Genomic DNA, 21,715 nt, shown 5'->3' with positions numbered 1-21,715 from the left:
TCACTGGAATATGCCGAGCAGGGTCTGGAACAGCGACGCCGCCGTCTGGATCACCTTGCTGTTGGCCTGGTAGAGCTGCTGGTACTGCAGCAGGTTGGCCGCTTCTTCGTCGAGGTTCACGCCCTGCACCGACTGCTGCTGCGAGGTGAGCTGCGTGACGAGCGACTGCTGCGAGGTGCTCGACGCCTGCAACTGGCTCGCCGTATTGCCGATCGTGTTCACGTAGTTCGAGTACGCGTTCGTGAGCGTCTGCGAATTGGTGAAGGCGGTGCCCGAGGTGAGGTTCGCGAGCACGAGCGCGTTGCGCCCGTCCTGCGCGGCGCCCGTGTTCGGTCCGATGGTGAAGGTGTCGCCGTTCGCGGGCGTGCCCGTCATCGTGAAGCTCACGTTGTTGGCCGTGCCGCTGGTGTCCCCGCTGATGGCGATGGTCGCGCCCGTGCTCGGGTCGTAGGGGACCGTCGTGCTGCTGTTCGTGATGGTGTACTGCGTCGGCGTGCTCGAGCCGGGAACCGTCACGCTCACCGTCGAGCCTGCCGGGAAGTTCGAAAGCGTGCCGCCGCTGCCCGATGCCGCCGCCGCATAGTTCAGCGTCAGGCCATTCGCGCCCACCGCGTAGCCCGCGGTGACTTGCCCCTGCGTGACGGTGGCCGTGCCCGTGTTCGCGCTACCTGCCGTCACGAGCACGGGCGAGGCGGCTGCGATCGCCGAAGGGTCGCTCGTCGCGACGGCGAAGCTGTCGAGCGCGCCCGCGGTCGGCTGGATCGCGAACGAGTCGCCGTCGTTCATCGTGCCCGTCGAGGTGATCGAGAGGCCGGAGTTGGCGCTCGCGGGCGGGAACGGATTGGTGGCGCTCGGCTGCGTAGTGGTCGTGGCCACGACGCTGTTGGTCGTGGTGTCGGTGAGCGTATACGTCCCGCTCGCATACGAGAGCGTGTAGTTGTCGGTGGGCGGGCTCACCGCGTTGGTGAGCGTAGCCGAGACCGTGCCGGTGCCGGAATTGTTCAGGTTGGCCGTGACTACCGGCGCGCCCACGTTGAAGAGCGCCGTGCCCGGCGTGCCGCCCAGCGTCAGGCCGAGCTGGTTCTGCTGGTTCACCTGCGCCGCGAAGCTCGTGGCGATCGCGCCCAGTTGCGCCTGCGCCGGGTCCAGCGTGTTCTGCATGAACGAGACGAGGCCGCCCACGGTGCCGCCCTGCAGCGCCGCGCTGGAAAGCGGTTGCGGCGTGGCCGTCGAGCCGGGCAGGCCTTGCCAGGCCACTGTGGTCTCCTGGGGGTTTGAAGCGGAGGGCTGCGTCGTGAGGTTGTAGTTCTGCCCGCTCACCACGAGCGGCTGGCCGTTGCCGAGGAACACGCTGTAGCCGCTGCTGTTCTGCACCACCTGCACGCCAACGAGCTGCGAGAGGTTCGAGACCGCGAGATCGCGCTGGTCGAGCAACTGGTTCGGCTGCTGGCCCGACGAGCTCGCCTGCGAAATCTGCGTATTGAGCTGCGCGATCTGCTGCGAATAGGTGTTGACCTGCGTGACGGCGTTCGAGAGCTGCGTATTCACGCTCTGGCGCAACGAGTCGTACTGCTGGCCGGCGGCGTTGATCTGGTCGGCGAGCGACTGCGCGTCGGAGATCGCGGTCTGGCGCGTGGCCACGCTCGACGGCGAGTTCGACACGTTCTGCAGGCCCGAGAAGAACGTCGTGATCGACGAGGCGATGCCCGAGGTCGGGCTGCCCACGAGATTCGAGAGCTGCGTGGCAAGCGTGTACGACGCGGTGAGCGAGCTATTGCTCGACTGCGCGTTGTTCAGCGCGGTCGTGAGGTACTGGCTATAGGCGCGCTGCACCGTAGCCGTGGTCACGCCGCCGCCCATATAGCCCGAGCCCGTGTACTGGCCACTCGCTTCGCTGAACACCGCGCTTTCCACGTTGTAGCCCGTGGTCGACGAATTGCTGATGTTCTGGCCGGCAGTGGCAATACCGATCTGGGCCGCCTGCAATCCGGAGAGCCCGATCGAGAAGATGTTGGACATGCATAATCCTCAGGGACGGCCTTTCCGACACCTCGGTCGAACGGCCGCGTGGGTGAACCAACGTAATAACGGCAGCGGGGCGCAAAAATTGAGCGCCGGCATCCAGCAAAATGGGGGGAAAGTCGCGAAGAAAACGTTTGGCATGCGAGGCGCTACCCCACGCGCCGCGCAAGCGATGCGCGGCGCATCGAGGGGACGACTGGCGCGTCCCGGAGGCGCTCAGGCGCGCTGGAACGCGCGCCGCTTCATTTCGAGCTGCGTGATGTAGCGCTGCAGGCTGTTCTCCGCGGCGCCGGGCAGCGCCACGAATCGGAAGCCGAGGTGATAGCGCCGGTCGCCGTTGGGCAGGTCGATGAAGCGCAGGACCGCGAGCGCCAGATCCACGCGCAGCATGCCGTGCGCGCGCAGGTCGAGCTCGACGCCAGCGAGCTTCAGGCCCATCTCGAAGTTCGCCGCGCGCTCGTCCGTCGTGCGCAGGCCGATGCCGCCGAGCGAGAGATCGTGCACCTCGAACTGGAAGCGCTGGCCGTCCGCCGGCAGCGCGCCGCGGCACAGGCACGGCTCCAGCACCGGGGTATCGACGCGGAAATACTCGCGGCGCTGCATGTAGTAGAGCACCTCGGGGAACGCGGCTTCGAATGCGGGCCGGCCTTCGAACTCGGTCTCGCGCGGCGCGGCCGTGACGAACTCCACGCGCACGCCGTCGGGCGAGGCATGGAACTGGCACCGGGTACTCGCGAGCACGTCGCGGTTCTGCTCGGGCAAGGCGCCCCAGTCGAACACGAAGGTGCGCTCGCGCGTGTTCACCTCGAGAATGCGCGTGACCAGTTGGCCACCGCCGTATTGCAGGGTCAGGAAATCGCCGCGAGTGACGAGATTGCGCAGCTGCACCCCGACTTCCAGCGGGTTGCGCCGGCCATAGTCGGGTACTTCGCCCTCGGAGGCTTCCTGTTGATTCGAATGAACGGTATTCATCGGCGTGCCGGAATTTCGTGGACATGCCGGCGCGCCGCGGCCTGGGCCCCCGCGCGCCGTCCGGGCGGTTCTCGCCGCCCCTGATTCTTTTGCTTCTCGCCTGCATTAGCGGCAGGCGCCGAGAGAAATTTAGGGGTTCCGTGCAAATATTCCGTGCCCTGGCCCACGGTCGCGCCGGAATTTCGCGCGAAAAGCGCATAACGTCGGCGAAGCAACGTTTGCGTTCGGCGATCACGGCGCGATCGGGCCGTCAGGCCATTTGCTGCATGATCGACATGAGCTTTTTCGCGTATTGCGGGTCGGTCGCGTAGCCCGCGCGCTGCATGCCGTGCGCGAAGCTCTCCGCGCTGTGCGAGCTGTTGATCACCGAGGCGTAGCGCGGGTTGCTCTTGAGCAGGTTCGCGTAGTCGGTCATGGCGTCGTCGTACGAGTCGTAGGCGCGGAACTTCTCCACCACGCGGTGCGGCGTGCCGTTCACGTATTCGGTCGTCATGGTCGAGACGGTCTTGCCCGTCCAGTCCTTCGTGGCCTTGATGCCGAACACGTTGTGACTTGTCGAGCCGTCCGCCTTCATGATCTCGCGCTTGCCCCAGCCCGACTCCAGCGCCGCCTGCCCGACGATAAAGCGCGCCGGAATGCCGGTGGCCGCGCTCGCCTGCTGCGCGCCGCCCGCGAGCTTGTTCACGAAGGCGTCCACTTTTTCGTCGCCGTTGCCGCGCACGGGCGGGGTGAGCGCGCTGTTGGCGCCCCAGCCCTGTCCCTTGCCGAGCGCGCCGTTCGCGTTGGCGTTGCCGTAGGCGCGGCCCAGCGCGTTGAGCATCGCCATGTTGCCTTCGTTGCCGCTGCCGCCCGAGCCGGCCATGCCCGACATGGCGTTGCCAACGCCGCCCGCGCCATCGGCGCCACTGGCGTCGCCGCCCATGCTGCGCATGAGCTGCTTGATCATCGCGTTGGCCACGCCGATGCCCTTGTTCGACATCTGCTGCGCGAGCTGCTGATCCATCATCGAGGTGAACTGCGCGCCGTCTTTCGAATCGAGCGGACCGTCGTCGGGGGTCGCCTCGCGCATGCTTTTCAGCATCATCTGCGTGAACACGGCGTCGAACTGCTTCGCGGCCATCTTCACGCCTTGCTGGGGCGACGCATTGGCCGCAGCCCGCATCGAGTCGAAGCCCTGCACGTCCAGCGCGAAGCGGTTCGTGAGGTCGAGGCTGCCGCCAACATTCGAGTTGTCCATGCGCTTTCCTTAGATGATCTGAAGATCGGCGCGCAGCGCGCCTGCCGCCTTCATCGCCTGCAGGATCGACATGAGGTCCGCGGGCGTAGCTCCTAGCGCGTTGAGCGCCTTCACAACTTCCGCGAGGTTGGCGCCCGCCGTCACGAGCTTGAGCGACCCGTTGTCCTGCTTCAACTGGATCTGCGACTGGCGCGTCGCCACCGTGGTGCCGTTCGAGAACGCCCCTGGCTGGCTCACCGCCGTCTGCGTGTTCACGACCACCGAGAGATTGCCGTGCGCCACTGCGCAGCTATCGAGCGTGACCATCTGGTTCATCACGATCGAGCCGGTGCGCGCGTTGAGGATCACCTTCGCCGCCGGCTGCGCCGGGCGCACATCGAGATTCTGGATCTGCGCGATGAAGCCCACCTGCTGCGAGGGGTCAAGCGGGCCGTGCACCTGGATCGTGCGGCCGTCCACGGCCTGCGCGATGTTCTCGCCGAACATGTTGTTGATCGCCGCCACGATGCGCTGCGTCGTGTCGTAGTCCATGTCGTTGACTTCCATCTGCAGGATGCCGCCCGCCTGCGCGACCGGCGAAGGCACGGCGCGCTCCACCGTGGCGCCTGCCGAGATGCGGCCCGCCGCCAGCTGGTTCACCTGCACCTTGCTGCCGTTGGCCGAGGCGCCCGCGCCACCCACCGCCACGTTGCCCTGGGCGATGGCGTAGACCTGACCGTCGGCGCCCTTGAGCGGCGTGAGCAGCAGCGTGCCGCCGCGAATGCTCTTGGCGTTGGCGAGCGACGAGACGGTCACGTCGATCTGCTCGCCGGGCCGCGCGAACGGCGGCAGCGTGGCGGTGACGATCACGGCCGCGACGTTCTTCAGCTGCATGTTGTTGAGCGTCTGCGAAGACCCCGACGAGCTCGAGGTGTTGTTGATCGAGATGCCCAGGTTCGCGAGCATGTTCGCGAGCGTCTGTGTCGTGAACGGTGCCTGGGTGGTCTGGTCGCCGGTGCCGTCGAGGCCGACCACGAGGCCGTAGCCAATGAGCGGGTTGTCGCGCACCCCGGAGATCGACACGAGGTCCTTCACGCGCTCGGCATGCGCGGGCACGGCGTAAGCCAGCAGCGCGCCGCATGCGAACACAAGACCGAACACGAAGCCCAGCGCGGTGAGCACGTCTTTCACGCGCGAGCGGCGCGTGTAGCGGAAGCGGATCTTTACCATGGCGCGAGATTCAAAAAGAAGCGTTGCAGCCAGCCCATGGTCTCGGCTTCGTCGATCACGCCTTTCGCGGAATACTCGATTTTCGCGTCGGCCACATCGGTCGAGAGCACGGAGTTGTCTCCGGCGATGGTGTTCGGGTTCACCACGCCGGATAAGCGCACGAATTCATTGCCCTGGTTGATGAGCATCTGCTTCTCGCCCGAGACCACCAGGTTGCCGTTGGGCAGCACGTTCGTCACGGTCACGGTGATCACGCCCGTGAAGGTGTTGGACGCATTCGCGCCGCCCGTCGCGTCGAACTGGTTCGCGCCCTGGGCGTTGAGGTTCGCGCGCGAGAAGAAGCCCGGCGCGAAGCCCGCGCTCGGCACGTTGAAGCTCGTGCTGCCGCCGCGCTTGGTGTTGGCGCCCGAGGACTTGGTCGCCGACATGTTTTCGGAAATGAGGATGGTGAGAATGTCGCCGATATTGCGCGGACGCTGGTCCTCGAAGAGCGGCCGCCCCGTGTAGCCGGGGTTGTAGATCGAGCCCGGCGAGCTGTTGGGCGGCGGCGAAGGCGGCACGGCCGTCATCGGCTGGGCCGTGATCGGCTGCCGGTTCGGGATATAGGCGCAGCCCGCCAGCATCGCCAGCGCGAGCGCCGCTGCCCACGACGCCGAGGCGCGCGGCAACGCCTGCGCGGGCGTTTGCGCCGCGCGCTTGCGAGAGTTGTTTCGGACGGACTGGCTCATGCTCTTCACCACTTCTCTTTCGTACTCTTTCGTGCTGAACGGTACTGCTGCTCAGCGATTGCCTCTGATTCAGCTGATGCTCAAGCCGATGCTCAAACCTGCATCTGGCTCAAGGTCTGCAGCATCTGGTCGGAGGTCGTGACCGCCTTGCTGTTGATCTCGTAGGCGCGCTGCGTCTCGATCATGTTCACGAGCTCTTGCACCACGTTCACGTTCGAGGCTTCCACGTAGCCCTGGTTGAGCGTGCCCGAGCCGTTCAGGCCCGGTGTCGTCACGGTGGGCGCGCCCGACGAGGCCGTTTCCGAAAGCAGGTTCTGGCCGTTCGACTGCAGGCCGGCCGGGTTGATGAACATGGCCAGTTGCAGCGAGCCGATGGTGGTGTTGTTCGAGGAGCCCGGCGTGGTCACCGTCACCACGCCGTCGCTGCCGATGGTGAGCGAGGTGGCGTTGGCGGGCACCGTGATGGTGGGCAGCACCGGGTAGCCGCTCGAGGTGACGAGCTGGCCCTGCGAGTTGGTCTGGAATGAGCCGTCACGCGTATAGGCCGTCGTGCCGTCGGGCATCTGCACCTGGAAGAAGCCCGCGCCGTTGACCGCCACGTCCTTCGAGTTGCCGGTCTGCTGCAGGTTGCCCTGGGTGTAGAGGCGCTCGGTGGCTACTTGCTGCACGCCCGTGCCCACCTGGCTGCCCGAGGGCAGCTCGGTGGTCTGCGTGGAGTTTGCGCCCGGCTGGCGCAGCGTCTGGTACATGAGGTCCTCGAACACCGCGCGCGAGCCCTTGAAGCCATTGGTGCTCACGTTCGCGAGGTTGTTGGAGATCACGTCCATTTGCGCCTGCTGCGCGTTCATGCCGGTGGCGGCGATGTAGAGCGATCGGTTCATGGTGTCTTTCTCCCGGCGCGCGAGCGCCGCCTTTTCAATATGGCTTAGGTGAACTGGAGCAGCTGGTTCGCGCTCTGGTCGTTCTGGTCGGCGTTTTGCAGCAGCCTCGTCTGCAACTGGAACTGGCGCGCGTTGTCGATCATCGACACCATCGCCGCTACCGGATTCACGTTGCTGCCTTCGATCGACTCCGTCGCCACCTGGACCGTCTGGTCGGCGTCGGCGGGGTTGCCGTCGGCCGTGTGGAAGAGGCCGTCGTCGCCGCGCGTGAGCGAGCCCGCGGGCGGGTTCACGAACTTGATCTGGTCGATCATGGCGATGGCGTCGGCGGGGCTGCCCGGCGCGATCGCCGAAACGGTGCCGTCCTTGCCGATCGTCACCGCCGAGCCCGGCGGCACCGCGATCGGGCCGCCGCCGCCGATCACCTGCTGGTTGCTGGCCGTCACGAGCTGGCCGTTCTCGTCCACGTGCAGGTTGCCCGCGCGCGTGTAGGCCTCGTTGCCGTCGGCGGTCTGCACGGCGATGAAGCCCGAGCCCTGCACGGCGATGTCGAGCGGGTTGCCGGTGTGCGAAATCGCACCGGGCGTCATGTCGGAGCCCGGCGTCGCCGAAAGCACGAAGGTGCGCGTGGTCGTGTCGTTCGCGGTCGTGCCGTCGCCGAACGCCATCGGCACGGCGCGGAAATTCGCGAGCTGCGCGCGAAAGCCCGTGGTCGAGACGTTCGCCAGGTTGTTCGCGACAACGGCCTGCTGGTCGAGCGCCTGGCTCGCCCCCGTCATCGCGGTGTAGATCAGTCGGTCCATGATGTGCCCGGTGCGTTGGAGGTGCGTGCGCCTGCTTACATCTGCAGCAGCGTCTGGTCGACGGTCTGCTGGGTCTTGATGGTCTGCGCGTTCGCCTGATAGTTGCGCTGCGCCGTGATCAGGTCGACGAGCTGGTTCGTGAGGTCGACGTTCGACGACTCCACCGCGCCGCCCGTGAGCGAGCCGTGGTTCGTGCTGCCGGGCGTGGAGACCTGCGGCACGCCCGAGGCGGCCGTTTCCTGGAACTGGTTGCCGCCGAGGTTCTCCAGCCCGTTCGGGTTGTTGAAGTTGGCGAGCACGACCTGGCCGAGCGTCTTGGTCTGGCCGTTCGAGTAATTGCCGGTGATGCTGCCGTCCGAGCCGATCGAGAAGTTCGAGAGCGTGCCGCTCGCGTAGCCGTCCTGGGTCAGGTTGTTCACGCCGTTGGTGCTGCCGAACTGCGTCGTGCCGGTGAAGTTCAGCGTGATCTTCTGGTTCTGGGTCGAACCGTCGGTCGGATTGATCGCAATCGGAATCTGGCCGATCGAGGTCGCCGCGCCCGTCGAGTCCGCCGTGGCCACGAGGTTGCCCGACGAATTGAACGACATCGTGCCCACCGGCGAAGTCGAAACGTTGCCCGGCGTGCCCGCGTAGACGTTCCACTCCTGGTTGCCGGCGGCGTCGGTGCCACCCTTCACGAAGTACATGTTGATCTGCTGCGCACCGCCCAGCGAGTCGTACGCCGTGATCGAAGTGGAGTAGTTGTAGGTGTTCGAGTTGGTGGGGTCGAACGTCGCCGATGTCCCGGTCGGCGCGGTCGACTGCGCGTTCAGGTTCAGCTGCGCCGTGATATTGGCCGTCGTGACCGGCGCGATATTGGTCGTGGGCACCTGAAGCGGCACCGTCTGCGCCGAGTTCACCACGCCGTTCGTGCCGGCCGCGTAGCCCATCAGGTCGTTGCCCGATGCATCGGTGATATAGCCGTTCTTGTCGAGCTGGAACACGCCGTTGCGCGAATACGTGACGGTGCCGTTGTTCGACATCTGGAAGAAGCCGTTGCCGTTGATGGCGACGTCGAGCGCCTGGCCGGTCGTGGTGATCGTGCCCTGCGAGAAGTTCTGCTGCACTTGCGAGAGTGCCGCGCCCAGACCGATCTGCGTGTTGACCGCGGTGGCGACGGAGTTCGCATAGACGTCGGCGAATTGCGCCGTGCTCTGCTTGAAGCCCACCGTGTTCGCGTTGGCGATGTTGTTGCCGATGACGTCGAGATCGTTCGACGCTGCGGCGAGGCCGCTCAATCCTTGCTGGTAGCCCATGAGTGTTGACTCCGCGCTGTCGTGTTCGATAGGTGTTAGAGAATGGCGCCCACGCCCGAGAGCGCGACCGTCTTGCCGTTGGCGAGCGAGAGGCTCGCGGTGCCGTCCGATTGCTGGATCACGCCCTGGACCTTGCTCGCGACGAGCGCCGTGGCCGTGCCCGCCTGGCCGTTGACCGTCGCGCTCGCGCTGACGGTGTAGGTGCCGTCGGCCACGGTGTTGCCCGCGGAGTCGGTGCCGTTCCAGGTGACGGGCACCGTGCCCGCCGACTGCGCGCCCAGATCGAGCGTGTTGACGACCTGACCCGCCGAGTTGGTGATCGTGAGCTTCACGTCCGAGGCCGCCGCGGGCAGCGTCACGCCCAGTTGCGGCGCGCTGCCGCTCGACACCGCCATGCTGCTGCCCGGCGCGAGCACGGTCGAGCCGATCAGCAGCGCCGCTTGTGCGTTCTGGCCCGCCGAGAGCTGCGTCGACAGCGACGAGAGCGACGTGTTGAGCTGCGAGATGCCCGTGACCGTGTTGATCTGCGCGAGCTGCGAGGTCATCTGCGAGCTGTCCATCGGATCGGTGGGATCCTGGTTCTGCAGCTGCGTGACGAGCAGTTGCAGGAAGGTCTGCTGCAGGTCGCTGCCGCTCGTGCCGCTGGTCGAGGACGTGCTCGACGAAGCCGACGAGGTGCCGTTCATGGTGTCGAGCAGCTGCTGCGACACGGTGGCGGAGCTGCCGCCGATGGTGGTGTTGCTGGAGGTCAACGCGTTCTCCTCGGATACGCTCGATGTTGCGGTGTGGCGTGGGTGCGGCTGGCGCCTGCTTCAGGTCCTGGTCTTGCGTGATGCGTCAGGCGCCGCTTCAGGTGCCGATGGTCAGGGTCTTGAGCATCAGCGTCTTCGCGGTGTTCAGCGTCTCGACGTTGGCTTGATACGAGCGCGAGGCCGAGATCATGTTCACCATCTCCTGCACCGGGTCCACGTTGGGCATCGTGACGTAGCCGTTCGCGTCCGCGGCGGGGTTGTCGGGGTCGTAGCTCTGCTTCATGGGCGTCGGGTCGTCGATCACGCCGGTCACCTGCACGCCACCCACTTGCTGGCCCGACGCGGTGCGCGCGCCGCCGAGCGGGTTGACCGCGAACACGACCTGCTTGGCCTTGTAGGGCTGGCCGTCCGGGCCCGTCGTGCTGTCGGCGTTGGCGAGATTGGACGCCGTCACGTTCAGGCGCTGCGATTCCGCCGTCATGGCGGAGCCCGCAACGCTGAAGATGTTCATCAGGGATGGCATGGTTTCGTTGACCTCTCGGATGGCTGGTGCGTCTTTGCCTGCTTAACGTTTGCTGCGTGGCGCGCGCGGCGGCTTGCGCTGCTATTTGCGCCGCGGCTTGCGCCGTACTGCTTCAATCGATGACTGCGTCGATGCCCGCGCCTCAGCTCGAACCCGACTGGATCGCCGAGAGCATCGTCTTGATCTGTTGCGAAAGCACGGTCATGCCCGACTCGAAGTGCAGGGCGTTGTCGGCGAACTGCACGCGCTCGGTGTCGAGGTCGACCGTGTTGCCGTCGAGCGCGGGCTGCGTCGGGTTGCGGTACATCAGCGGGCTCGTGTAGCTGTTGGCCGGACCGCCGGTCGGGATCAGCTTCACGTTGCCGCCCATGTGGCCCACCTCGGTGGTGGCCATCGACATGCCGCTCGTCACGCCCGCGGGCTGTGCCAGCGCGAGCGGCTGGAAGTTGCCGCCGGCCGTGCCTGCTCCACCTGCTGCACCCGTTGCGCCGGCGGTGCCGCCCGTCATGGCCATCGCGCCCGGCGTGGCGACGCCCGGCATGGCCGCGCCGGCCTGCTTGAGCGCGCCCGCCAGCGAAGCAGAGAAGTCGACGTCACGCGCCTGGTAGCCCGGCGTATCGGCGTTCGCGATGTTCGAGGACAGCAACGCCTGGCGCGTCGCACGTACATCGAGCGCTTCGCGGCCAAAGGCGAATTCGGCGTCGAGTTTGTCCAGCATCCGGCGTTCTCCGTGACACGAAATGAGGGGCTGCTTCGGCGCATGCATCGCGCATCGGGCAACTGGGCGAGGCGCAAACGCCTTTTCGCATGGAGACGAATGTTAGGCGCGCCTGACAAGAACCAATCGGACGAATAGCCGGTAAAGGCCCCCTCTATTCGACGTAAGCGCGCGGGGGCCGCCGCCTAGAATGCGAGGCGTGTCAATGCAATGAATGGAGAACGACGATGCCGCTGACTGCCTACTTCCGCGCACGCCCCACGGCAGTGCTGGCAGCGCTGGCATCGCTTGGCGCCGCCGCCGCACTCGGCATGAGCGGCGCCGCGCACGCGCAAAGCGAAGCACCTGGCCAGCAGATCTACATTGCGGGCCCCGGCGACCGCGCGGGCTCGGATGCCGCCCAGATGAGCGCGATGCTCGCGCAGCCGGGCAAGGCGAACGTGGGCGGTGGCGGTTCAATGGGCGCCGATACCCGTTCCTATGCCAACGGCTACGCGCAAAATGCGGCGATGCTCGCGCGCGGCGCGCAAGCCGACGCACAAGGCCAGGGACAAGACCCGGCTCAAGCGCAAAACCAGCCGGGCATGATCACGATCCCGGGGCCGGGCGAGCGCGGCCGCGCGAGCGATGCCGCGCCCGAGATTGTCACGATTCCCGCACCCGGCACACCTGGCGCACCCGCGGCGCCCGCCATGCGGCCCGCGCTCGCTCGTGCCGTGCAACCGATGCGTGTGCCGCCGGCAAATCCGTCGGCGTACTCGCAGGTCACCACGTCGGCGAATCCATCCGCAAGCCAGCCTGTGAACCGTACGGTGGCGAATGCCTCCGCGCCCGCCGCCATGAACGGCAACGCTGGCGCGGGCGGGCTCCAGCGCGTGAACGTCGTCACGCCGTCGAGCGCGGTCGCGCCCGTCGTCGTCGAAACGGCCCCGCCGGCCGCCGCCGCGCGACTGCCCGCCGTGCCGGTGACGCGTACGCCGGCGATGGCCGCCAATGCCTACGCCGCCACGAGCGCGAGCGCGAGCGCCGTCGCCTACGGCCAAACCGCGCAATTGCCGCCCGGCCAGGAAGACGGCGAGCGCATTCGCGCCACCGCCCTCGCCTTCCTCCAGCAGCAGGCGGCAGGCCTGCCGGGCAAGGTGAGCGTGACCGTTCCCCCCGTCTTCCCGCGCGGCCTCGCGGCCTGCGCCGCGCTCGAGCCCTTCATGCCGCCGGGCGCGCGCATGTGGGGCCGCACGACCGTGGGCGTGCGCTGTGTCGGCGCGAAGCCGTGGACGCTCTACGTGGTGGGGCGCGTCGCCGTCGATATCACCTATTACGTGGCCGCGCGCCAGATCGACGCCGGCCAGATGCTCTCGGCCGCCGACTTCATGCCGCGCGAAGGCGATCTCGCGAGCCTGCCGCAGACCATCATCACCGACCCCACGCAAGCCAACGGCGCCGTCGCGCTCGCGCGCATCACGGCGGGCCTGCCGCTGCGCACGGACATGCTGCGCAGCGCCTCGTCGGTGGTGATCGGCCAGACGGTCAGGGTGATCGCCGTCGGCTCGAACTTCACGATTTCCTCGGAGGGCAGCGTGCTCAACAATGCCGCGCCCGGCCAGATGGTGCGCGTGCGCACGGCCGGCGGGCAGATCATCAGCGGTGTCGTGAAAGACGCCGGTACGGTGCAGGTGCAGATTTAGGGACGGACACGAGGCTCGAGCGAAAAATGCGGGGGCGGAACGTACGGTAGAACACGTAACAGCATGTAACGGCAGGACTTTCGCGCTAAAGTTCGCGCCGGCCCTTGCCGTTATCAAGGCCATACGGATCAGGAATCCCCATCGTGAAAATCGACACCTCCACCCGCAATGACGCGCGCTCGCTCCAGGATGGGCCCGCGCGCACGCAGCAAGGCGAATCCGCGAGCGCTCTGGGCGCCGGCGGCACGGCATCCGGCAACGCGTCGAGCGCGATCGCTTCGGGTAGCAGCGCTGGCGCGAGCGCGGGCACTAGCGGAGACGCCAACGTGAGTCTTTCGTCGCTTTCCTCTTCGCTGCGTTCGCTCGCGGCGAGCGGCGCAGCCGACATCGACATGGGCCAGGTCCAGTCGATCAAGGACGCCATCAAGAACGGCACGCTGCAGATCGACACCGGCAAGATCGCCGACGGCATTATCGAAACCGCCCGCGGCCTGCTGAAGCCGGCCTCGGGCAGCTAAGAGGCGCAGGCGCGCGGCAGCACGCGCCGACCCTCAATGACGGATTTTCAGGTGGTCCCCGATGAAAGATGCTCTTCTCGCCACATTGATCGACGAACACGCCGCGGTTGAGGCGTTCGCCTCGCTGCTCGCCTTCGAGGAGAAGGCGCTCACGACGGCGGACGGCATCCACGCGCTGCCGCAGATCGTCGAAGAGAAGACAACGCTCACGCAGCGCATGGCGGGCCTCGAGAAGGCGCGCGACGCGCAGCTGGCCGGACTCGGCCTGCCGGGCGGGCGCAAGGGCATCGAGATGGCCTGCGACGGCGACGCGCGGCTCGCGGGCCAGTGGGCCCTGCTCAAGGGCTCGACCGAGCGCGCGCGCCGCCAGAACCTCACGATCGGCATGATGGTGCGCACGCGCATGGAACATAACCGCCGGGCGCTCGCGATCCTGCGCGGCGAAACCGGCAACGGCGCGTCGATGCTGTACGGGCCCGACGGGCGTTTGCCGGCGTTCGGGCTGTAAGCCGCTGGCGCGGCGACGCGCGGGTCATAAAAGACGAAAGCCGAAGCGAGGGTGCTTCGGCTTTTGCTTTTGGAGATGGCGGCAATGCCGGCGAGGGCGATTTCAGGCCTGCCGGATCGTCGCTACAGGCAGGAAGAGCCTGCGCGGCACATTGGTGAACGGCGCAAAGCCATATTTCACGTAGAACCCCGCTGCGCTTTCGTCGAGCGCATCGACCACGACGCACTGCACACCCACAGCCTCGGCCGTGGTCAGCACGATGTCGAGCGCGTGGGCCAAAAGGTATTCGCCAAGGCCCCGCCCTTTGTATTGGACGTCTACAGCCAACCGCGCGAGGAGCACCGCGGACACATTCCTGGGAAGCCGGCCGCCCGGCATGCCATCGGTTTGCACCGACGTAGCGGCAAGCGCGTAGTAGCCAATGATCGTTCTGCTTTCAACAGGCAATGTCGCGACATAGGTCCGCGAGAGATTTTTCTTCTGATGCTGGCTCGCTACATGGCGAATCCATTCGTTCATCGAATCAACGCCGCAATCGAAGCTGTTGCGATCGTCGTTCTCCCTAAGCTGACGAATCTGCGTTTCCAATCTTGTTCTTCCTGAAGCGTGCCATCGCGCGCTGCAGCGCCTCATTAGGTTTCGCCGGCTCGTCCAGCAACGCGAAGAAGCGCTTCGATTCGTCCATCGTCAGGCGGATGGAACGAATGACTTCTTCCTGCTCGATGACTTGCTCCGCGGCCCTAAGCGCGGCTTGCACAATAAACTGATTGAGCGTACTACCCGAAAGATCTGCAGCAAGCTGCAGGATTTCCTGCTTTTCTGCACTCAACCGGGCCGTGATTCGCCCCCGGCTGGAGTTTTCCACACCGCTGTCGATAGCCATTATTCGTCCTTTTTTCGGCGCCAGCACACGCCTATATCGTTTGGCGGATGGGGACTCCGAAGTTCCAAAGCGCGAGAGCGCGCGAGACGTGGGGCAAAGCTCCTCGATGATGAGGGGCATCCAGCCAGGGCTTTGCGATCTCCACTTGCAGTATGGCGTCACTATATCATCTATGGTGCCAAATTGACGCCACTCATGTCACACTGCACACTAGAAAAAAAGCCGGAGCGCTCCCGCACTCCGGCTTTCCCCTCCCTGTCAGCGCCAATGCCCCAACGCCGCGCCTGACTAATTCTCCGTGCCCGCCCAGGACATCTCGCGCAGCCGCGTACGCAGGCGCGCGACGGCCTGGCTGTGCAGCTGGCACACGCGCGACTCGCTCACCTCCATCACCGCGCCAATCTCGCGCAGGTTCATGCCGCGCTCGTAGTAAAGCGACATGAGCAGCTTCTCGCGCTCGGGCAGCCGCTCGATCGCCTCGACGAGCGCGCCGCGCAGGCTGTCGTCGAGCAGCGCCGAAAGCGGGTCCGAGTGATCGACGCAATAGCGGTCGAGGAACGGCTCGTCGTCGGCGGCGCGGTCGAAGTCTTCGTAGTAGATGAGCTGGCTGCCGTGCAGGTCCTGCAGCATGCTCTGGTACTCGTCGAGCGGCATCTGCAGATGATCGGCGATCTCGGTCTCGCTCGCCGAGCGGCCAAGCCGCTGCTCCACCTGGTGCACGGCGCTTTCCACTTCGCGCGAGGTGCGCCGCAGGCTGCGCGGCAGCCAGTCGTTGCTGCGCAGCTCGTCGAGCATCGCGCCGCGAATGCGCTGGCTCGCGTAGGTCTCGAACTGCGCACCCTGATCTTCCTTGTAGCGGTTCGCCGCATCGAGCAGGCCGATCATGCCGGCCTGGATCAAGTCGTCGAGATCCACGCTCGCAGGCATTTTCGCCACGAGCTGCAGTCCCAGCCGCCGCACGAGCGGCGCGTATTTCGCGAGGACTTCGGCCTGCGAAATCTTTCCTTGAGCGTTATACATCTGGCTCTCCTATGTCCGTCACGCGTGCTGGTGCGCTGTGCGCTGCCCGGGCGATTCCGCCCGCCATCCCGCATGAGCCGGCCCAGGCGCGGATGGAACGCCAGTGACGGATGAAACGAATGAATCTGCTGAATCTGCCGGATTTTCCGGGTGCGCCTGCGCGCCGGCCGACGCCGCAAGCGCGGGACGCATCGGCCAGTGCGGCAGCTCGGCCGCCAGATGGCGAAAGTCGCGCGCGGCGGCCGTCGACGGGAACGCATCGACGATGCAGCGCGCGAGCTGCACCGCGCGCGGCATGTGCGGGTCGGCGGCCACGCTGCCCGCGCTTTCGAGCGACACCGTGAGGTAGCGGCTCGCCACGCACACGAGGTTTTCGAGGATGACCTGCGCTTCGCTCTCGCTCGCCACCTGGTTCGCGAGCACGCGGAACTGGCCGATCGCGTGCGCGAAATGCAGCCGCTTCATGCACGCATACGCGTCGGTGATCGCCTGCGCGACCACGCGCATCACGATCAGCACGTCGTGCGCATGCATCGCGAGCGGCGAGAGCGCGCCTTCGGCGTCGAGCTGCGCGTCGATCAGCACGAAATCGGCGGGACCGGCGAGCACCTTGCTCAGTTGCGTGTGCAACTGCGCGTCCGTGTACTGCAAGCGCGGCTCGCGCGGGGCTGCCAGCACCCCGAAGCCGAGCGCATGCCGCCCCACCGCTTCGTCCATCGCCATCTCGCCGCGCATCACCGCCGCGAAGTTGCTCGCCGAGCCGCCCGCGCCGCGCACCCCGCCCAGCAGCGCGCTCACCGAGCGCGGGCCGAGGCATTCGTCGATGACGAGCACATCCTTGCCCTGCGCGGTCAGCGCGGCCGCGAGATTGATCACGACGGTCGTGCGTCCCGGGGAGCCGGGGCCGCCCGTCACCGCGATCACGCGCGAGCCTTCTCGCGCGAGCAGCCGTCGCAGGCCTTCTGCCTGATCGATCACAAACTTATCCAAACCGGACCTCGTGGGCTTGCGTGTTCGAACGCGTCGAGAGCGCGGAGAGCAGCGCGGGAATGTCGTCCTCGTGCGGCACGAACGGCGAACGGTCGCGCGGCACGCAGAACGCGCTGCGCACGAGGAAGCGGCTAGTGGCCACGTACAGGTTCTCGGGCACCTTCTGGCCCGTCGAAACGTAATGCACCGGCAGCTTGTAGCGCAGCACCGTGTCGAGCGTGCTGCCGAGATTGGTGGCCTCGTCGAGCTTGGTCAGGATGCAGCCCGTGAGCGGCGAGTTGTCCGGGCCGCTCTGGTAGGCCTGCACGACTTCGTTGAGCGTGTCGCCGTGGCTCGTCGCCGAAAGGAGCAACAGGCGCTGCACCGGGCGGCCCGCGCTGCACAGCATGGCGATCTGGTCGGCCACGGCGCGGTCGCGCTGGCTCATGCCGATCGTGTCGATCAGCACGATGTGCTTGTTCTTGAGCTCCGTGAGCGCGAGTTGCAGATCCGCACCGTCACGCACCGCGTGCACCGAGACGCCGAGGATCTTGCCGAAGATGCGCAGCTGCTCGTGACCGCCGATACGGTAGCTGTCGGTGGTGAGCAGCGCGACCTTGCTCGCGCCGAAGCGCATCACGCAGCGCGCGGCGAGCTTCGCCGTGGTCGTGGTCTTGCCCACGCCGGTCGGCCCCATCAGCGCGAACACGCCGCCGTGCTCCATGAGCGCTTCTTCGTCCTCGAGCACGGGCAGGTTCGATTCGAGCACCGACTGGGCCCATTGCATGGCGGCTTCCTCGCTTTCCACCTCGGGCAGGCGGTCGACCACCATCTTCACGAGCTGCGCCGAGAAACCCGCCGCGAACAGCTGCTTCGTGAGCGTGCCCTGCACCGGATTGCGGCGCTGGCGCTCGCCCCACAGCAGGCCCGCGAACTGCTCTTCCATCATGCCGCGCATGGAGGCGAGCTCGTGCATCACGGTCTCGTTGACGACTTGCTCGATGCGCGCGCGAATCGCTTCGCTCACCGTCTGCGCCGTGTTGGGCGCGGCGGCGGCGGCGGGGGCCGGGGTCTGTGCGGCCTGCGTGGCCTGTGCGGGCTGCGCGGTATGCGTGGTGTTCTGGGCTACGGGCGCCGGGCCGGCTGCGTCCGGGCTCTGGCCGATGCTGCGCGCGGCGCGGCGCGCCGCAACGTGCGCGGCCTGGCGGGCCCAGTCGGGCGTGCTCGCCTCGACATCGGCGCGATGCATGGGATCGGCGGCCACGCCGAGACCCTTGGCCATGGCGGCCGCGGGCGTGATGCCGGCCGGCAGCGCCGGCTCCTGCTGACCCGCTTGCTGGCTCGCGATGCGGCGCGCGTGGTCGATCAGCCAGGGATTCGATTCGGCCATCGTGCGCGGCGCGCCGGACGGATCGGCAGACGGCTGCATGGCGGCCTGTTCGAGCCGCCCGGCGGCTTCGCGGCCCACGGCGCCTGCGGTCTTCGCGGCGCCGAACGGCTGGGCGGCTTGCATCGTCTGCGAGGTCGGCGGCATCGTCGACTGCTGCGCGGTCTGGCCAGCCGCGGCACGCGAGGCCGCGAACCGCTGCGCCGCGCCTTCGGGGGCTTCGGCGCTGAGCTTCGCCTGGGTGGCCTGGGCGAACGAGACGGTGGCGTCGTCGCTGCCGTCGGCTTCGTCGTGTGCGTCGGCGTTTGCCCCCGCCGCGTCGCGCTCGGCGCCCACTTCCGGGCTCGCGCCGAACACCGACGAGAACACGTCGGGCATGCCGCCGCTTGCGTAGGGGTTGCCCACGGGCGTCGCTACGCCGGGCGTCGCGACGCTCGCGCCAGGCTGTGCACCCAGAGCTGCGCGCGGTGACTTTGCCGCCGAGCCCGCGATACCTTGTGCCTGGGCGTTGCCGAACGACGCGCCACCAGCGGGCGCACCGCCAGAGGGCGCTCCGCCAGAGGGCGCTCCGCCGAAGGGCGCTCCACCATCCGCCGGCGCGATGGCCGCGAGGTCGCTGTCCGCGAGCGCGACGATTTCGACATTGCCGTCGTCGAGCGTGCGGTTCGACAGCACAACGGCGTCCGCACCCAGCGCTTCGCGCACGAGGCGCAGAGCGTCGCGGCTGGTGCCACCGATGAATTTGCGAATGTTCAAGCTATGCCCCTGATTGAGGTGAGCGGCCTGTGCCGCCCGTCGATTGCGTCTGGATTGCTGCGAGCCTGGCGCGCTCTCGCGGGCCCTTCTCCGATGTTGGAATTATTTCGAAGGTGAGCCCTCGACGATCGGTGGATCAGGACGGGGAAATCTGGGTAATTCGGGGGATGGGGGAAGCCTGCGTGCTTGCGCGCGGCGCGGCGGCGCAGGTCGATCGACGGCTACCGCGGAGCTTGATTCGGCGCAAGGCACAGGCCGGCGGGTGGCTCATAGAGTGGCGTCTTCACGCCAGGTTGCACACCCGCGCCATGTTGATCCGGCGCCAGCCCCCTCACTTCCACCACGGAGAATCCGCACGATGGAAACGCTCATCCCGCAAGCATCAGTCGAGATCGAAGACCTGAAAACCCGCCTTGAAGCAATCGTCGCGTCGGCAGATCGTCCGGTGACCGTAATGCAAGACAGCAAGCCCGTGGCGCTCCTCGTGCCGGTTGGACTGTGGGACGCGCTATGCGAGACGCTCGAAGACATCGAGCTATGCCGCCTCGTCAAAGCTCGCCAAGGAGAACCCGTGGTCGCGGTGAGGCTGAGCGAACTGTGAGTTGAAAAGCGGCAAGGCCCGCATCGAGCGGGCCCTTTTCCAGTTCGGGCAGCGCGGACCTCAGCCCCCTCACCCCGCCCCCACCACATTCACCACCCTCACATTGCGCGTATCCGGCACCTCGGCATACGACAGCACCTTCAATTGCGGCAGGCTGCGGCGCAGGAAGCGCGAGAGCATCGGCCGCAGCGCATGCTGCACGAGCAGCACGGGCGCTAGCCCCAGCGCCTGCTGACGCCCCATCGCCAGCTCCGTCTGCGTGAGCAGCGTGTGCGCGAGACCCGGCTCCAGCCCCGGGTTCGGCCCGGAGGTGAGCGTCTGCGAGAGCACGCGTTCGAGATTGGCGTCGAGCCCCATCACCTGCATGTCGCCGTTGCCCGGGAACCACTGCTGCGTGATCGCGCGGCCCAGCGAGATGCGCACCGCCGCCGTGAGGTCGTGCGCGTCGGGCATGCGCGGCGCGTGCTCCGCGAGCGACTCCATGATCGTGCGCATGTCGCGGATCGGCACGCCTTCTTCCAGCAGGTTCTGCAGCACCTTCTGCAGCGTCGTGACCGCCATCACCTTCGGCACGAGGTCGTCCACGAGCGAGGGCGTGTCCTTCTGCACGCGCTCGATGAGCGCCTGCACTTCGCGGCGGCCGAGCAGCTCGGCCGCGTGCATCACCACGAGGTGGTTGAGGTGCGTCGCCACCACGGTGCTCGAATCGACCACCGTATAGCCGAACACCTGCGCCTGCTCGCGCATGTTCGAGTCGATCCAGATCGCGGGCAGCCCGAACGCGGGGTCGGTGGTCGGCGTGCCGGGCACGACCGCGCTCACCTGCCCCGGATTGATCGCGAGCCACTGGCCCGGGAACGCCTCGCCCGAGCCCACTTCCACGCCCTTTAGCGCGATGCGGTAGGCGTTCGGGCGCAGCTCCAGGTTGTCGCGAATGTGAATGACCGGCGGCAGGAAGCCAATTTCCTGCGCGAACTTCTTGCGGATGCTCTTGATGCGCTTGAGCAGCTCGCCGTCGGTGTTCTTGTCGACGAGCGGAATGATGCGGTAGCCCACTTCGAGCCCGAGCGTGTCGATGAGCGCCACGTCGTCCCAGCTCGCCTCCGCGTTCTCGACCGGCGCGGCGGCGGCCGGCAGGACGTCCGCGAGCACGGCGCTGGCCTTTTTCGCCTCGGCGCTCTTCTTGAGCACGCGGCCGAGCTGGATCGCGCCGCCGCCCAGCAGCAAGAACGCGAAGTGCGGCATGCCCGGGATCAGGCCCATCATGAGGATGATCGTGCCGGTGATCATCATCACGCGCGGGTTCGTGAAGAGCTGGCCGGTGAGCTGCGTGCCGATGTCTTCGTTGGTCGCCACACGCGAGACGATCACGCCGGCGGCCGTCGAAATCACGAGCGACGGAATCTGCGCGACGAGGCCGTCACCGATCGTGAGCAGCGTGTAGGTCTCGCCCGCCGAGGCGAACGGCATGCCGTGCTGCACGACGCCCACGATCAGGCCGCCGATGATGTTGATCGCCATGATGAGCAGGCCCGCGATGGCGTCGCCGCGCACGAACTTGCTCGCGCCGTCCATCGAGCCGTAGAACTCGGCTTCCTGGGCGATCTCGGTGCGGCGCTTGCGCGCGGCTTCCTCGTTGATGAGGCCTGCGTTGAGATCGGCGTCGATCGCCATCTGCTTGCCGGGCATGGCGTCGAGCGTGAAGCGCGCCGACACTTCCGCGATCCGGCCCGCGCCCTTCGTGATCACCATGAAGTTGATCACCATCAGGATCACGAACACGACGATACCCACGGCGAAGTTGCCGCCCACGAGGAAGTGACCGAACGACTCGATCACCTTGCCGGCCGCGTCGGGGCCGGTGTGGCCTTCGAGCAGCACGACGCGCGTGGAGGCCACGTTCAGCGAGAGGCGCAAGAGCGTGGAGAACAGCAGCACGCTCGGGAACGCCGCGAAGTCGAGCGGCTTCATGGTGTACATGCTGACGAGCAGCACCATCACCGAAAGCGCGATGTTGAAGGTGAACAGCAGATCGAGCAGGAACGGCGGCAACGGCAGGATCATCATGCCGAGGATCATGCAGATCAGGATCGGTCCGGCGAGTGCGCGCAGATTCGTGCCTTGCAGCACGTCCGGGCGCCGCGCGAGGAAACCGGTGCGGGCGTTCATTCTGTTGCTCCTTCATTCGCGCCGCGTGCTTCGTTGCGCGTTTCGTTACGGTTCGCGCCGGGATTTGCGCTGCGGGCGG

The 21,715-nt window shown here is 67.0% G+C and carries 21 protein-coding genes; 4 read left to right on the top strand and 17 right to left on the bottom strand.

What is annotated here, in order from left to right; translation table 11 throughout:
• The 11 genes from flgK to E1956_RS03580 form a co-directional block, all read right to left on the bottom strand.
• On the bottom strand, nt 1-2,019 hold the full coding sequence (flgK, locus tag E1956_RS03630) for a flagellar hook-associated protein FlgK (RefSeq protein ID WP_134747470.1): 2,019 nt from the start codon (nt 2,017-2,019) through the stop codon (nt 1-3).
• A gap of 219 nt (nt 2,020-2,238) precedes the next feature.
• Entirely contained in the window at nt 2,239-2,994 is a 756-nt protein-coding gene (locus tag E1956_RS03625; RefSeq protein WP_134747469.1) for a flagellar brake protein, read from the bottom strand.
• A 250-nt stretch (nt 2,995-3,244) separates the two neighbouring features.
• Nucleotides 3,245-4,231: a flagellar assembly peptidoglycan hydrolase FlgJ gene (flgJ, locus tag E1956_RS03620; protein WP_134747468.1), complete on the bottom strand. Its 987-nt coding sequence runs from the start codon at nt 4,229-4,231 to the stop codon at nt 3,245-3,247.
• A 9-nt stretch (nt 4,232-4,240) separates the two neighbouring features.
• Nucleotides 4,241-5,440, bottom strand: coding sequence for a flagellar basal body P-ring protein FlgI (locus tag E1956_RS03615; RefSeq protein ID WP_134747467.1), 1,200 nt, complete (start codon nt 5,438-5,440; stop codon nt 4,241-4,243).
• Entirely contained in the window at nt 5,434-6,063 is a 630-nt protein-coding gene (locus E1956_RS03610) for a flagellar basal body L-ring protein FlgH (protein WP_232071359.1), read from the bottom strand. The genes E1956_RS03615 and E1956_RS03610 overlap by 7 nt, the downstream gene beginning before the upstream one ends.
• Nucleotides 6,064-6,260: 197 nt before the next feature.
• Nucleotides 6,261-7,049: a flagellar basal-body rod protein FlgG gene (gene flgG, locus E1956_RS03605; RefSeq protein ID WP_134747465.1), complete on the bottom strand. Its 789-nt coding sequence runs from the start codon at nt 7,047-7,049 to the stop codon at nt 6,261-6,263.
• A gap of 44 nt (nt 7,050-7,093) precedes the next feature.
• The gene (gene flgF / locus E1956_RS03600) at nt 7,094-7,852 is read right to left on the bottom strand and encodes a flagellar basal-body rod protein FlgF (protein WP_134747464.1); all 759 of its coding nucleotides are present in this window, start codon (nt 7,850-7,852) and stop codon (nt 7,094-7,096) included.
• A 35-nt stretch (nt 7,853-7,887) separates the two neighbouring features.
• The gene (gene flgE / locus E1956_RS03595) at nt 7,888-9,147 is read right to left on the bottom strand and encodes a flagellar hook protein FlgE (RefSeq protein WP_134747463.1); all 1,260 of its coding nucleotides are present in this window, start codon (nt 9,145-9,147) and stop codon (nt 7,888-7,890) included.
• A gap of 35 nt (nt 9,148-9,182) precedes the next feature.
• Nucleotides 9,183-9,833, bottom strand: a complete 651-nt coding sequence (locus tag E1956_RS03590) for a flagellar hook assembly protein FlgD (protein WP_134750324.1) — start codon at nt 9,831-9,833, stop codon at nt 9,183-9,185.
• Nucleotides 9,834-9,996: 163 nt separating this feature from the next.
• Entirely contained in the window at nt 9,997-10,422 is a 426-nt protein-coding gene (gene flgC / locus E1956_RS03585) for a flagellar basal body rod protein FlgC (protein ID WP_134747462.1), read from the bottom strand.
• Between the two features lie 142 nt (nt 10,423-10,564).
• A complete protein-coding gene (locus tag E1956_RS03580) occupies nt 10,565-11,140 on the bottom strand; it encodes a flagellar basal body protein (RefSeq protein WP_134747461.1) in 576 nt (191 codons plus the stop codon).
• A gap of 227 nt (nt 11,141-11,367) precedes the next feature.
• On the opposite strand from E1956_RS03580, the gene flgA reads away from it, so the two are divergent.
• The 3 genes from flgA (at nt 11,368) to E1956_RS03565 (ending at nt 13,851) form a co-directional block, all read left to right on the top strand.
• Nucleotides 11,368-12,825 (top strand): flagellar basal body P-ring formation chaperone FlgA, encoded by a 1,458-nt coding sequence (gene flgA, locus E1956_RS03575; protein ID WP_197732811.1) that lies wholly within the window; start codon nt 11,368-11,370, stop codon nt 12,823-12,825.
• A 143-nt stretch (nt 12,826-12,968) separates the two neighbouring features.
• Nucleotides 12,969-13,343, top strand: coding sequence for a flagellar biosynthesis anti-sigma factor FlgM (flgM, locus tag E1956_RS03570; RefSeq protein ID WP_134747460.1), 375 nt, complete (start codon nt 12,969-12,971; stop codon nt 13,341-13,343).
• Nucleotides 13,344-13,404: 61 nt separating this feature from the next.
• Nucleotides 13,405-13,851, top strand: coding sequence for a flagella synthesis protein FlgN (locus E1956_RS03565; RefSeq protein WP_134747459.1), 447 nt, complete (start codon nt 13,405-13,407; stop codon nt 13,849-13,851).
• Between the two features lie 102 nt (nt 13,852-13,953).
• Here E1956_RS03565 and E1956_RS03560 read toward each other — a convergent pair whose 3' ends face one another.
• The 5 genes from E1956_RS03560 to flhF form a co-directional block, all read right to left on the bottom strand.
• Complete coding sequence (locus tag E1956_RS03560) at nt 13,954-14,439, bottom strand: GNAT family N-acetyltransferase (protein ID WP_232071250.1); 486 nt, start codon at nt 14,437-14,439, stop codon at nt 13,954-13,956.
• The gene (locus E1956_RS03555; protein WP_134747458.1) at nt 14,414-14,734 is read right to left on the bottom strand and encodes a type II toxin-antitoxin system TacA family antitoxin; all 321 of its coding nucleotides are present in this window, start codon (nt 14,732-14,734) and stop codon (nt 14,414-14,416) included. Before E1956_RS03555 ends, E1956_RS03560 begins: the two co-directional genes overlap by 26 nt.
• A gap of 288 nt (nt 14,735-15,022) precedes the next feature.
• A complete protein-coding gene (locus E1956_RS03550; protein WP_134747457.1) occupies nt 15,023-15,754 on the bottom strand; it encodes an RNA polymerase sigma factor FliA in 732 nt (243 codons plus the stop codon).
• A gap of 18 nt (nt 15,755-15,772) precedes the next feature.
• Complete coding sequence (locus E1956_RS03545; RefSeq protein WP_134747456.1) at nt 15,773-16,744, bottom strand: MinD/ParA family ATP-binding protein; 972 nt, start codon at nt 16,742-16,744, stop codon at nt 15,773-15,775.
• On the bottom strand, nt 16,737-18,866 hold the full coding sequence (gene flhF, locus E1956_RS03540; RefSeq protein ID WP_134747455.1) for a flagellar biosynthesis protein FlhF: 2,130 nt from the start codon (nt 18,864-18,866) through the stop codon (nt 16,737-16,739). Before flhF ends, E1956_RS03545 begins: the two co-directional genes overlap by 8 nt.
• 358 nt (nt 18,867-19,224) lie before the next feature.
• On the opposite strand from flhF, the gene E1956_RS03535 reads away from it, so the two are divergent.
• Nucleotides 19,225-19,467: a type II toxin-antitoxin system prevent-host-death family antitoxin gene (locus tag E1956_RS03535; protein ID WP_134747454.1), complete on the top strand. Its 243-nt coding sequence runs from the start codon at nt 19,225-19,227 to the stop codon at nt 19,465-19,467.
• 69 nt (nt 19,468-19,536) lie between these two features.
• On the opposite strand, the gene flhA is transcribed toward E1956_RS03535, so the two are convergent.
• Nucleotides 19,537-21,636 carry a flagellar biosynthesis protein FlhA gene (gene flhA / locus E1956_RS03530; protein ID WP_134747453.1) on the bottom strand — a complete coding sequence of 700 codons (2,100 nt, stop codon included), beginning with the start codon at nt 21,634-21,636 and terminating at the stop codon, nt 19,537-19,539.
• Nucleotides 21,637-21,715: the final 79 nt, after the last annotated feature.

It is taken from the genome of Paraburkholderia pallida, assembly GCF_004524855.1.
GTDB lineage: Bacteria > Pseudomonadota > Gammaproteobacteria > Burkholderiales > Burkholderiaceae > Paraburkholderia > Paraburkholderia oxyphila.
The sequence above is the reverse complement of the archived record's forward strand: the minus strand, read 5'-3'. Positions and strand labels throughout refer to the sequence as shown.